The sequence below is a fragment of the Saccharicrinis sp. 156 genome (assembly GCF_050589685.1).
Lineage (GTDB): Bacteria > Bacteroidota > Bacteroidia > Bacteroidales > Marinilabiliaceae > Saccharicrinis.
In genome coordinates, this window is record NZ_JBNGOS010000010.1 from 75,836 (window position 1) to 88,206 (window position 12,371).

Below are 12,371 nucleotides of genomic sequence, written 5' to 3' on the forward strand. Positions count from 1 at the left end.
ATTGATTTAAATACAAATTATTAAAATTTATGATGAAAAAAGTTTTAGTTGCCATTATTGTTGCCATAGGGCTTATTAGCTGTTCCGACGATTCAGATATTTTTGAATCGGTTGATTATGCAGAGCGGGATGAACAAATAATCCAGGATTATTTTATTGCCAACAACATAATAGATACCATTGCAACTCCATATGGTGTATATATAGAGCATTTGTTGGAGGGAACGGGCGATAACCCGACAATAAACGATAGCGTTACGGTTAATTATAGCTTATACACTATTCCTGATAATAATTTAATCGAAGCATCCGCCGATCCGGTAACCTTTAAACTTTCAGATCTCATCACCGGTTGGCAAATTGGAATCCCGCATATGAGTGAGGGTGGAGAAGCAAATTTATATATTCCAAGCAGTTATGCTTACAGGGGAACCTATAGCCCTTTAGCCGATGATGTATTGAAATTTAAGATTACATTGGTAGATATTAAAGAGTGATTTGAATATAACCAAATTACAGACCATCAATCACAAAAAAAGCTGTCTCATCATTTATGTTTGAGACAGCTTTTTTCATTTATTGGTTTCGATCCATGCAGGATACACCTTGCTAGTTTTCACTCGCATCCGAATCTTTAATTGCCTCAACGTTTTTTTCTATGGACGAGAATATCTTTTCATCCTTTTCGTTAAAGTCTACTTTGATGATATCACCTTCTGTGACGGAAGCTTGAATAATTACTTCCGCCATCTCGTCTTCCAGGTATTTTTGGATAGCTCTTTTCAGCGGACGGGCACCAAAGTTAGTGTCAAAACCTTTGGACGCGATATAATCTTTCGCCTTATCCGTCAGTTGCAATTTATATCCTAACGATTCTACACGGTCATATAAACCTTTAAGCTCGATGTCAATGATTTTGAAGATATGTTCTTTGTCAAGCGTGTTGAATACAACAACGTCATCTATACGGTTGATAAACTCAGGGGCAAACGCTTTTTTCAACGCTTTTTGAATAACATGTCGGGCATGGTCCGAATCGGATTCCCTACTGCTGGGCTGAAAACCGACACCTCTACCGAAATCTTTCAATTCGCGACTACCGATATTGGAAGTCATGATGATTATGGTATTTTTAAAATCCACCCTACGTCCCAAGCTGTCTGTCAATCTACCTTCGTCTAATACTTGTAGCAACAAGTTAAAAACGTCAGGGTGAGCCTTTTCAATCTCGTCCAGCAGAATCACGGAGTATGGCCTTCTTCTTACCTTCTCAGTCAGCTGACCGCCTTCTTCGTAACCCACGTACCCCGGAGGCGCTCCAACCAAACGGGAAACCGAGAATTTCTCCATATATTCACTCATGTCGATACGGATCAGCGCATCTGTTGAATCGAACAGGTATTTCGCCAACACCTTGGCCAAATGTGTTTTACCAACCCCTGTAGGTCCCAGGAACACAAATGAGCCAATCGGTCTGTTCGGATCTTTAAGCCCTGCGCGGTTCCGTTGTATGGCTTTAACAATCTTCTGAATAGCCTCTTCCTGTCCGATAACACTACCCTTCAATTGATCTCCCATCTGAAGAAGCCTGAACCCTTCTGCTTGTGCCACTCTTTGAACCGGGATACCTGTCATCATGGCAACCACTTCTGCCACTTTCTCAATATCAACGGTTTCTCGGTGTTGCTGAAGTTCCTGTTCCCATTTCGACTTGGCAATGTTCAGTTCTTCCAAATAGGTCTTTTCCTTATCCCTGAAGCTGGCTGCCAATTCAAAGTTCTGTGCTTTTACCGCTTTAATCTTGTTTTCCTTGGTTTCCTCGATTTGCTCTTCCAGCTTTAAAATAGTTTCAGGAACAATGATATTAGAAATATGAACACGAGAGCCCGCTTCGTCCAAAGCATCAATAGCTTTGTCTGGTAAATGACGGTCGGTGATATATCTTTCAGTTAGCTTTACACAGGCATCAATTGCCTCTTCGGTAAAAGATACGTTGTGATGGTCTTCGTATTTCTCTTTAATATTGTTAAGTATTTCTATCGTTTCCTCAATAGTTGTCGGTTCCACCATTACTTTCTGGAAACGTCTTTCCAGGGCACCGTCTTTTTCGATATGCTGTCGGTACTCATCTAAAGTGGTTGCACCAATACATTGAATATCGCCGCGGGCCAGGGCAGGCTTAAGCATGTTGGCGGCGTCCAGAGAACCTGTTGCACCACCCGCGCCTACAATGGTATGTATCTCGTCGATAAATAAGATAATATTCGGATTTTTTGAAAGCTCATTTAATATGGCTTTCATTCTTTCCTCAAACTGACCTCTATATTTTGTGCCAGCCACAATCGAGGCCAGGTCAAGCGTCACCACTCTTTTATCGAATAGCACGCGTGATACTTTCTTTTGGTGGATGCGGATAGCCAATCCTTCCGCAATAGCAGACTTACCTACACCCGGCTCGCCAATTAAAATGGGGTTGTTCTTTTTACGTCGGCTTAAAATTTGCGCCAATCTTTCAATTTCCCCTTCGCGACCCACAATGGGATCCAGCTTCCCGTCTTCGGCAGCCTGGGTAATGTCGATACCAAAATTGTCTAACACAGGTGTGTCGGACCCTTTGGAGCCACTGGTTGAACGAGGCGCGTCTGAACCGCCTCCCGAGGAAAAAGGACTGTCTTGATCATCGTCCTCCGGCAAGTCTGCCTTGGCCAAAGGCTCGTTGTTTGTCATCAATCCTTTTACTTTTTCGTAATTAATCTTTTCTTCTGCCATAAGTTCAGGTATAAATCCATTGTTGTCCTTTAATAATGCCAAAAGCAAATGCCCGGTATTAATATTCTCGCTTTTTACCGAACGGGCCTCCAGATAAATCAACCGTAAAATTCTTTCCGATGATTTTAGTAGGGGAATATGTTCAGTATGTTCTAATACAACATTTGTTTTCAGCTTTGATTCGATGCTTCTTTTTAGGTTATCCAGATCAACCTGCAATTGTTCCAGTATTTCTATGGCCGTACCTTCACCTTCCCTTAAAAGGCCAAGTAAAAGGTGTTCCGGTGAAATATAAGGGTTGCCCAAACGCTCGGCTTCTTCTTTGGAAAAACCTATCACATCATTAATCCTTTGAGAAAAATTCAAATTCATTGGATACATCTTTTCTAGTTTCTATTACAATTACCGTACAATTAAGTTCAATGCTGACATTTCAACAGACTGACTTACTGATTATGTCAAATCTTCCGTTATTCATGCCAATAATGTAATGCATTGTTAATTTAAAAGTACAATTTATTTTAAATTTCCCATGCAATAAAGCATAAAAATAGTAATAATTATGCGGATTCCAGAATGTTTATTGCTTGTTAATAAATTGTGTACTTTTTCCCTTTAATATTAGCACATAAATGACTAAATTAGGCCGTCCAAAAAACAGGCTGTGAAAGGCCTGTTTTCGTTTGTATATTCTAATTCATAATTTAATATTAAATGGCTGAAGGAGAGAAAATAATAAAGATAAATATTGAGGAAGAAATGAAATCGGCCTACATCGATTATTCGATGTCGGTGATTGTTTCCAGGGCATTGCCTGATGTTAGGGACGGCTTTAAACCGGTACATAGGCGTGTTCTTTATGGAATGAGCGATTTAGGAGTTACTTCCACCAAGCCATATAAGAAATCAGCGAGAATTGTAGGGGAGGTGCTGGGTAAGTACCACCCACACGGTGATTCATCGGTTTATCTTGCGATGGTGCGTATGGCACAGGATTGGTCGTTGCGTTACCCGCTGGTCGATGGACAAGGGAACTTTGGTTCCGTAGATGGCGACAGCCCTGCCGCAATGCGTTATACCGAGGCTCGCTTGAATAAAATAGCGGAAGAAACGCTGGTTGACATTGACAAGAGAACCGTCGATTTTCAGTTGAACTTTGACGACTCTATGAAGGAACCCACAGTTTTACCTACCAGGATACCCAACCTATTGGTAAACGGTGCTTCCGGTATTGCGGTTGGTATGGCCACCAATATGCCACCACATAACTTAACGGAGATCATCAATGCTACAATTGCCTATATCGAGAACAATGATATAGATATTGATGGATTACTGGAGTATGTAAAAGCTCCTGATTTTCCAACGGGAGGTATTATTTACGGTTATAAAGGGGTAAAAGACGCTTTTGAAACGGGCAGAGGCAAAGTAGTCGTGCGTGCCAAGGCAGAAGTTGAAACCGATAAGAACGGAAGGGACAAGATTGTTATTACCGAGATTCCCTATTTGGTAAACAAAGCTGAACTGATTATTAAAATTGCCGACCTTGTCAACGAGAAGAAAATCGACGGTATTTCAAATGTGAACGATGAGTCGGACAGGGAAGGTATGCGTATCGTGGTCGATTTAAAACGCGATGCCATTGCCAACGTAGTTTTAAATAACCTATATAAATTAACTGCATTACAGTCGTCGTTTAGTGTTAATAATATTGCGCTGGTAAAAGGCCGTCCGCAAATGCTTAACCTAAAAAGTTTGATCAGTAATTTTGTGGAGCACCGTCACGACGTGGTTACACGCCGTACCCAATATGAGTTGGAGCAGGCAGAAAAACGTGCCCATATCCTTGAAGGACTTATTGTTGCCAGTGACAATATCGACGAGGTAATCAAGATAATCAGAGGTGCATCCAGTCCGGATGAAGCACGCGAGAAACTGATTGAGCGCTTTGAGCTTTCAGATATCCAGGCTCGGGCAATTGTAGACATGCGCCTGCGCCAGCTGACAGGACTGGAACAAGATAAGTTACGTAGCGAATATGAAGACCTGTTAAAGGAAATTGCGGACTTAAAAGAAATCTTGGAGAACGAACCTCGCAGAATGCAAATTATCACCGATGAATTAATCGAAATCAGGGATAAATACGGTGACGAGAGAAAAACAGAAATTGTATACTCATCAGAAGAATTCAATCCTGAAGATTTTTATGCCGATGATGAAATGGTAATTACTATTTCATATATGGGTTATATCAAAAGAACGCCTCTTGCGGAATTTAGAACCCAAACAAGAGGGGGAGTAGGTTCTAAAGGAAGTACCACACGCGACGAGGACTTTATCGAGCACCTGTATCCTGCTACCATGCACAATACCATGTTGTTTTTTACAGCAAAAGGACGTTGTTTCTGGTTAAAGGTGTATGAGATTCCAGAAGGTGCCAAAAATACCAAGGGTAGAGCTATTCAAAATTTGTTGAATATTGAACCGGATGACAAGGTTAAAGCATTTATTAAAGTAAAAAAATTAAACGATCAAGATTATATCAACAGCCATTATATTATAATGGGTACCAAAAAGGGTATTATCAAGAAATCATTATTGGCGGATTATTCCCGTCCACGTGTAAATGGAGTAAACGCCATTACCATTAAAGAAGATGATGAACTGATCCAAGCCAGATTAACGCATGGCGAAGCGGAAGTTTTGATGGCCACGCGATCGGGTAGAGCTATCCGATTTAACGAGTCCAAGGTAAGAAGCATTGGCCGTACTGGATTAGGCGTTAGAGGTATAGCGTTAGATACAAGTAAAGACGAAGTGGTTGGCATGATATGTGTAAAAGATATAGAGCAAGAGGATGTACTTGTGGTATCTGAAAACGGGTTTGGTAAAAGATCTAAAATTGAAGATTACCGAATAACCAACCGCGGTGGTAAAGGTGTGAAAACCATGAAGATTACCGACAAAACAGGTGCACTCATATCCATCAAAAATGTGACCGACGACAATGACTTGATGATTATCAACAAATCGGGTATTACCATTCGTTTGGCCTTATCGGAATTAAGAACCACCGGAAGGGCCACTCAGGGAGTCAAGGTAATCAATCTAAGGAACAGTGACCAGATCGCTTCCGTTGCAAAAGTTTCGGCTTTTAAAGAGGAAGAGATTCAAGCGGCAAAGGAGGATGGAGAAAATACCGAAGGAGAAAAAGGAAATCCATTGAACGAAAAAACAGATAATAACAACGACGAAACAATTAACAACGATCAAGAATAAAAAAATATTATTTTTGAGGTGAAAATCCACACAAAAAAAATTAATATGATGAAAAAGACAGTTTTATTTTTAGCAGCTGTGCTAACCTTTTCTGCGGCTATTGCGCAAACTGGAAAAATTACCACGGCTACAACCTTGCTGGATCAAGGTGATGCGGTTAAAGCGAAAGAGGCCATTGATGCAGCGATGGCACATGAAAAAAGTATGAACAATCCTAAAACGTATATCGTTGCAGCAAAAGTTTATACAAAATTGGCTCAGAACGGAAAAGATGATCAAGGAATCATAAAAGCTTATGAGTATTATCAAAAGGCTATCGAATTGGACAAAAAAGGAGATGCTAAGGGTAAGAAAATTGGTAAGTATAAAAAAGAAATCGGTCAGGCTTTATTGTTCTTTGGAAACCAATTGACTAACGCAGGTGTTGAGGCGTTTAACAAGGAAGACTTCGCTACGGCAGTTACTGCTTTTGACGGCCTATTAAAGTTAAACCAGAACGAATATCTGGTAGAGTTACAAGGTGAAAAAATAGATACTGCTATCATCTTCAACACAGCCTTGGCCGCCTATAACGGCAAAAACTGGCCAATGGCAGAAAAGTATTTCGATAAAGCAATATCTGTAAAATACGGTGGAGGCGATGCTATTTTGTTGGTGCACCAGATGTATGCCGAGAAAGGTGACTCAGTAAAAATGGGAGCTAACTTGATCAGAGGTTTCGAGACTTATCCTGAAGACGAGAGGATTTTGACGCAATTGATCAACTTTTACCTTGAAACGAATCAAAACGATAAGGCTTTAGATTACTTAAACAAAGCGATTGAAAGTGACGAGAATAATCCATCATTCTATTATGCAAGAGCTGTATTGAATGATAACAGCAAGAATTTTGATGCTGCATTAGCTGACTACAAGAAATGCTTGGAGATTGATTCAGAATATTTTAATGCGCTATATAACCTTGGAGTAATGTACTTTAACAAAGGTGTGGAGCAAATGAACGACGCTAATTCGGAAACAGACTTTAAAAAGTTTGAGACTAAGAAAGCCATAGCAGAGGCAACATTTAAAGAGTCGTTACCTTACTTCGAAAGAGCAACGGAAATCAAACCTGAAGAGGCTGCAGTATTGGAAAGCCTTAAGACTTTATACTATCGTTTCGAGATGAATGAGAAGTATAATGAAGTAAATGAAAAACTTAAGACTTTATAAGAAGGGAATTAGTTAGATATCCGGGTCGGTTGGCCCGGATATTTTTATATATATTAAAATAACATAATATCAACTATAAGACAAGCATACCTTAAAAAAAAGCATCTGACATAAGATGCTTAAAATATATTATTTCGGAATACGGAAACCTATTTTGAACTGAGGTTCATCGTGTTGATTCACCATCCAGTTCGAAAACTCGTCAAGCCAACGCCAAAACGACAAGATTAAATCATCGGGTACATTTTCTATGCGCGATAAAACTTGCCTGTAGCAATTAAGCCACTCAATACGTGTTTTAGGTGTTATTTTAAACGGCAAATGTCTGTTGGCCAACATGGGATTTCCCCGTGTCATTTTATAGTATTCAGGGCCGCCTAGACGCTGCACGAAAAAATCTGCCGAACGTTTTTTGGCACCTTCAAGCAGCTCTCCCTTTGGTGGAAAAATATCTTTGATCTCACTTTTCACCAATAGTTCGTAATGGTCGTTGATCATTTTGCGTACACCTTCCTCTTTTAGATATTCGTATATACGTATATCCGGTTTAAAGTTAGTACGTCTTTCTCCAAAAGGTAATTCTGTAATCTTAAATTCTGAAATATCTACCATATCACCCTATTTAACCTAATGTACGCCATTAAAATGCATTTTTTGATGCAATATTAACATCAGGTCAATACAAATGTTTAGAAAATAATAGTTTTACGTTGTGGTTTTTCCTTGTTTCTAAGATCAAACAAGTTGTAATCGGGCCATTCGTCCACTTTGGCCAAAGTACGGTCCATCATCCACTTTACATCGTTCGCAAATTCAGGACCTTTCCAGGAATTGGTATTGAACACGATGGCATATGACAAACCATCGTCCTGGCGAACAACCAATGCAGATGTTCCGGCCAGCGTACCTGTCCTGTACCAATAATGTTTTCTGACCCCGCGCCATCCCAGCGGGCTTCCACCTAAAAGTTCGGTAGAGCTCATTTCGTGAATGCTATTGCTAGAGAGTATATCGTTCGGGGTATCGAATCCATCGATGGCAACTACCAATCTCAACAAATCGGTTGTCGAGGCTATCCAACCGCCGGCAGCCCCCAAGGTTTTTATATCGTTGCCTCCATAACTTCTGGGCACCATATTTTTGCTCCCCATATGGTCGTCTACCAAATAAGCATCGTCCGGCTCATAATATTTAACTTCCAGGTCAAAACGTTCCCAAGGATAGCTCCCGCCAATCTGCATATCGAAAATTTCCAAAGGATACAACACGTTGGTTTTTACATAAAGTTCGTAATCCATTCCTGAAGCCTTTTCTATCACTTCTTCAAGAATGGCATAGCCCAAGTTGCTGTAAGAAGACATTGTCCCTGGCGGATAATGCAAGCGCTTAGTCAACATAAAACGAATAATATCCTCTTTCTCAACCGGGTAATCGACCTTCATTTTTTTTGCGATTACATTTGGGATAAACATCGGATCCCCGTACCTGTTGGTAAAACCGGCAGAGTGATTAAGTAACTGTTTTACAGTTATTCTTTCCACTTTTCGGTCCCTATAGCCCAAGAAAATAGAGTCGTTTAAAATACCGTCTTTTCCAAACACTTTACTATCCAATGTTAAATTTCCGTTTTCAACCAGTTTCATCACCGCCACGGCAGTAACCAATTTGGAAACACTGGCGATCCTGAACAGGTTATATGGTTGTACCTGAATGGATTTTTCCTTGTCGGCATAACCGTATCCCTTGGTAAACACAAGCTTACCATCTTTCACCACCGACACGGAGGCGCCGGCCAAATGATTTCTTCTGAGAAAGCGGTTTATATTGTAATCGATAACCTCGAATTTCTCCTGATCGGAAAAAGCGTTGGAAATTCTATGTGAAGCAACAGAAGGTGCTGGTGGAACAAAGTCCCCACCAAAAGAATCGCCAGAATTGAAAAAAGTTAGGTTCGCGACACTTAGCGAAATAACCCCCAACAATGCGATGCTTGCTTTATATATAAATGTCATCTAATATTCACTTTAATGTTGGTAAAAATAGGTAAAAGCAATTTAAACCACAAAATATCAATGCTTAAACATTACCAACCTCTATTAAATACGTCTATATACGCATAAAAGTCAAAAAGGTTATTTCAACTGGCAGCATAACAGGTGTTTAAGGCTTCAAGTAGTAATTTACCACTTAAAGCCTTACCTGAAAAAATGTTCAATAAGGTTTGATGCTACATCCTATTGCCTTGGTATTCTTTACTTTGGGCTCCTTACCGGCAAGCAAAGCATCAATAGCCTGTGCCAGATATTTCTCCTTAACCCGCGAGGCATCCCTTGGAGAATCGTCTATTGCACCGATATAACTTACCTTAAACTTACCAGACGCGTTTTTAAGCAAATAAATATGCGGAGTTTTGGTGGCGCCATATTTGGCATATAATCCTTCGTCATCCACCAGGTACGGAAAAGTAAACCCTTTGTCCTTAGCCCTGATTATCATATTTTCGAAGGAATCATCCTCGAATTCCTCTGGATTGTTGGGATTGATGGCAACAACCGGGAATCCTTTTGCTTTATATTCCTTGTCCAATGCTATAATCCTGTCTTCGTACAACTTGGCATAAGGACAATGGTTACAGGTAAAAATTAACACGACACCCTTTTGGGAATTATATTGGTCCAGGGACACAGCTTTGTTATCGGTACTTTTCAGTTTAAAACCCGGTGCTACATCGCCAATGTTCAGCTGTGCTTGTGCGGTAAGCACAGCTAATGCAAAAATTGCGGATAATGCTAGTTTTTTCATGTATATTGCTTTTTGTTAGTAAAAAAATCTTTCCTTCAACAATGGAATGTGGAAAGAGAACTAGCATAGAAACACTCAAAGCAATAAAGAGTTCAATGTGTTTTCAATGAATTCCGGACTAACCTGTCCCTCGTGGAAAATGGTTTTGTTTTTATAAATAAACAAACAAGCGGGAATGCCGCCGCTCCATTGGTCGTCTATTTTTGGAATCCAATCGTTGGGATTTCTCTCGTCCAAAACAACAACTTCGCTGAGAATCGCGCGCTTCTTAATAAAAGGAACCAGCTTGCTTTCAATTTTCTCCGGAAAGTCAAGGCTTACCAACAGCACTTTAACGGGTACTTCCTTTTGCATGGTGGCAATACTTTCAATAACAGGCATTTCTTCAACACATGGCTTGCACCATGTTGCCCAAAAGTTGACGACCAATATGGAATCCCGGCCAACCAAATCAATTCTTTCGTTCAGTTGCTTGAAGTCAATCACTTTAGGGACGTTATTTTGCGAAAATGCACAGGATACCACTGTAACCCAAAATAAAACCACAAGTACCCCAAGTTTTTTCTTTTTTCCATCATTTTCCATACCTAAATAAATTTTGTATTCGCGTTAAGTTTTGTGTACAACCGAAACACTAACAACAAAGCCAAGGGAATTGTTGCCAACGGAAAAGATTGGGGTATGTATTTCCACCCTAACAAGAAGATCGTCAAACAGGCCAAATTAAAGTATATCAAACACATGGAAATCTTTGAATCCAACTTCGAAAACGCCAGGTAGACAAACGTAGGAACAGCCCAAAGTATATTCAGGTTATTCGCAGGCACACTATGGTCGGTAAAGAGCCACAGATATGCCATGAGCATGCCCACCAATCCGCTTATTAAAAACAAAAAACGATCAAAATAGATCAGCGAATTACCTTGCATTACAATGCTTAAAACTAACACTGACAGTAAGAACGCCCAGCATACCCGTACGGGACTTAAAACAGTCTTTTTTTGGCTTCTTGAAGCATCCAGATCCAACAGTAGATGTTTTTCGCCGACCAAAGCGCTAACCCCGCTGCCTTTACTAATCGTAGCACGATCGAAAGCTTCCATTAAAAAATCAGGTAGATAAGTCGACTCTCTTAGGGAAGCCTTTTTATCGGCAGGCAATCCCAGTAACAGGTTTAAACCGGTTTCAATCCAAGGTGAATAAACAAGGTAATGATGCAGATATTCCCTAAACGATAACTCCTTTGATTTTTCTGTTTCAAGGACAAGCTCACCTTTGATGTTATCTGCAACCATATCCACAATACGCGTAGCACAATTATCGTAGAAAAAGTCGTATTTATACTTACGGTTTTCGGGACGGTAGTTGACCATCAAGGCATTAAATATGCTTTGCCTGTCTTCGAGCGGTAAGTTTAATATCTGCTCGGTAACGGTTCGGTTGTTCCTGAAATACTCGGGCAAAAAATGCTCGAATTTGCTTATGCTGAGGATGTAATTGAGTTTCCCGTTGGCAAATTTTAAGTAAAAATTAGGCGTGTTAAAATCAAAAGTACCATAGTTAAAAACCCAGTCGATATTGTTTTCAGCATCGCTAACCCGCAGGGCCGTATGCCCGAAAGCGGCATATAATTCGTCGCCCTGGGAACAGGTCAAGACAGATATTTTTGATTGCTGCGACAGTATTCTTTGGGCATCAATATTTAGCGCGATAAACGTCACAAATACGTACAGACATACAATTCTTGTCATCATATTCAATTTGTCTCAAATATAGACAAATTGAATAGCTCAGGAAAAAAAACTAAATATTAATGACAGTATACTTTAACCATGAATTTTTAAGGGCGAACACTTTGGGTACATTCCACTTAACGCGCAAGGTTGACGGCACCAGATGGAATGTGTTTCCTGTATGCGCAGTTATTCCCTGAACCCGGTCAATGGCCTCTTTTATAGCTTTAATAGCAAGAACGATCTTAGTTTTTGTCCCACTCTCATGTACTACCTCATTATTGGTTGAAACGTTTTTACCAGGATAAGTTTCTTCAACCCAGTAATATTCGGGATCGGCAAACAGGTTCATAAACCAATCTACACAAAATTCGGCCCACTTAATAAGGACTTCTTCCATACTTAATTTTATTGCTATCATAACTTAATAATTTAAGACGATTAAAATTTCATCTCACAAAGATAAGAACGCTATAAACTGATACATAGTTTTTTAAGCAGTTTAAGCTGTATGTAAGCTCAAATAAAGCCGAACCTAACAGCTTAATTTAAACTTAATTATAAACTTAATATTAA

At 39.9% G+C, this 12,371-nt stretch carries 10 protein-coding genes; 3 read left to right on the forward strand and 7 right to left on the reverse strand.

Annotated elements, in window-relative coordinates:
• Window positions 1-29: 29 nt before the first annotated feature.
• On the forward strand, window positions 30-497 hold the full coding sequence (locus tag ACRD64_RS07840; protein WP_430932735.1) for an FKBP-type peptidyl-prolyl cis-trans isomerase: 468 nt from the start codon (window positions 30-32) through the stop codon (window positions 495-497).
• Window positions 498-609: 112 nt separating this feature from the next.
• Here the strand turns inward: ACRD64_RS07840 and ACRD64_RS07845 are convergent, their stop codons facing one another.
• Window positions 610-3,141 carry an ATP-dependent Clp protease ATP-binding subunit gene (locus ACRD64_RS07845; RefSeq protein ID WP_430932736.1) on the reverse strand — a complete coding sequence of 844 codons (2,532 nt, stop codon included), beginning with the start codon at window positions 3,139-3,141 and terminating at the stop codon, window positions 610-612.
• Between the two features lie 342 nt (window positions 3,142-3,483).
• Here ACRD64_RS07845 and gyrA point away from each other — a divergent pair, with 342 nt between their 5' ends.
• On the forward strand, window positions 3,484-6,048 hold the full coding sequence (gene gyrA / locus ACRD64_RS07850) for a DNA gyrase subunit A (RefSeq protein WP_430932737.1): 2,565 nt from the start codon (window positions 3,484-3,486) through the stop codon (window positions 6,046-6,048).
• A 45-nt stretch (window positions 6,049-6,093) separates the two neighbouring features.
• Window positions 6,094-7,260, forward strand: a complete 1,167-nt coding sequence (locus ACRD64_RS07855) for a tetratricopeptide repeat protein (protein ID WP_430932738.1) — start codon at window positions 6,094-6,096, stop codon at window positions 7,258-7,260.
• A 129-nt stretch (window positions 7,261-7,389) separates the two neighbouring features.
• Here the strand turns inward: ACRD64_RS07855 and ACRD64_RS07860 are convergent, their stop codons facing one another.
• The 6 genes from ACRD64_RS07860 to ACRD64_RS07885 all read right to left on the reverse strand — a co-directional run bounded on the left by ACRD64_RS07860 (window position 7,390) and on the right by ACRD64_RS07885 (window position 12,216).
• The gene (locus ACRD64_RS07860; protein WP_430932739.1) at window positions 7,390-7,872 is read right to left on the reverse strand and encodes a hypothetical protein; all 483 of its coding nucleotides are present in this window, start codon (window positions 7,870-7,872) and stop codon (window positions 7,390-7,392) included.
• 77 nt (window positions 7,873-7,949) lie between these two features.
• Window positions 7,950-9,272 (reverse strand): serine hydrolase domain-containing protein, encoded by a 1,323-nt coding sequence (locus ACRD64_RS07865; protein ID WP_430932740.1) that lies wholly within the window; start codon window positions 9,270-9,272, stop codon window positions 7,950-7,952.
• A gap of 199 nt (window positions 9,273-9,471) precedes the next feature.
• The gene (locus ACRD64_RS07870) at window positions 9,472-10,062 is read right to left on the reverse strand and encodes a thioredoxin family protein (protein WP_430932741.1); all 591 of its coding nucleotides are present in this window, start codon (window positions 10,060-10,062) and stop codon (window positions 9,472-9,474) included.
• A gap of 75 nt (window positions 10,063-10,137) precedes the next feature.
• Entirely contained in the window at window positions 10,138-10,647 is a 510-nt protein-coding gene (locus tag ACRD64_RS07875) for a TlpA family protein disulfide reductase (RefSeq protein ID WP_430932743.1), read from the reverse strand.
• Between the two features lie 2 nt (window positions 10,648-10,649).
• Window positions 10,650-11,816: a DUF4105 domain-containing protein gene (locus ACRD64_RS07880; RefSeq protein ID WP_430932744.1), complete on the reverse strand. Its 1,167-nt coding sequence runs from the start codon at window positions 11,814-11,816 to the stop codon at window positions 10,650-10,652.
• A gap of 49 nt (window positions 11,817-11,865) precedes the next feature.
• Window positions 11,866-12,216: a hypothetical protein gene (locus tag ACRD64_RS07885; protein WP_430932745.1), complete on the reverse strand. Its 351-nt coding sequence runs from the start codon at window positions 12,214-12,216 to the stop codon at window positions 11,866-11,868.
• Window positions 12,217-12,371 lie beyond the last annotated feature (155 nt).

Bases quoted from the DNA above. Each gene is read 5' to 3' on its own strand.
- gyrA (WP_430932737.1), top strand. From the start codon at position 3,484: ATGGCTGAAGGAGAGAAAATAATAAAGATAAATATTGAGGAAGAAATG.
- ACRD64_RS07865 (WP_430932740.1), bottom strand. From the start codon at position 9,272: ATGACATTTATATATAAAGCAAGCATCGCATTGTTGGGGGTTATTTCG.
- ACRD64_RS07855 (WP_430932738.1), top strand. From the start codon at position 6,094: ATGATGAAAAAGACAGTTTTATTTTTAGCAGCTGTGCTAACCTTTTCT.
- ACRD64_RS07860 (WP_430932739.1), bottom strand. From the start codon at position 7,872: ATGGTAGATATTTCAGAATTTAAGATTACAGAATTACCTTTTGGAGAA.
- ACRD64_RS07840 (WP_430932735.1), top strand. From the start codon at position 30: ATGATGAAAAAAGTTTTAGTTGCCATTATTGTTGCCATAGGGCTTATT.
- ACRD64_RS07870 (WP_430932741.1), bottom strand. From the start codon at position 10,062: ATGAAAAAACTAGCATTATCCGCAATTTTTGCATTAGCTGTGCTTACC.
- ACRD64_RS07880 (WP_430932744.1), bottom strand. From the start codon at position 11,816: ATGATGACAAGAATTGTATGTCTGTACGTATTTGTGACGTTTATCGCG.
- ACRD64_RS07845 (WP_430932736.1), bottom strand. From the start codon at position 3,141: ATGAATTTGAATTTTTCTCAAAGGATTAATGATGTGATAGGTTTTTCC.
- ACRD64_RS07875 (WP_430932743.1), bottom strand. From the start codon at position 10,647: ATGGAAAATGATGGAAAAAAGAAAAAACTTGGGGTACTTGTGGTTTTA.
- ACRD64_RS07885 (WP_430932745.1), bottom strand. From the start codon at position 12,216: ATGATAGCAATAAAATTAAGTATGGAAGAAGTCCTTATTAAGTGGGCC.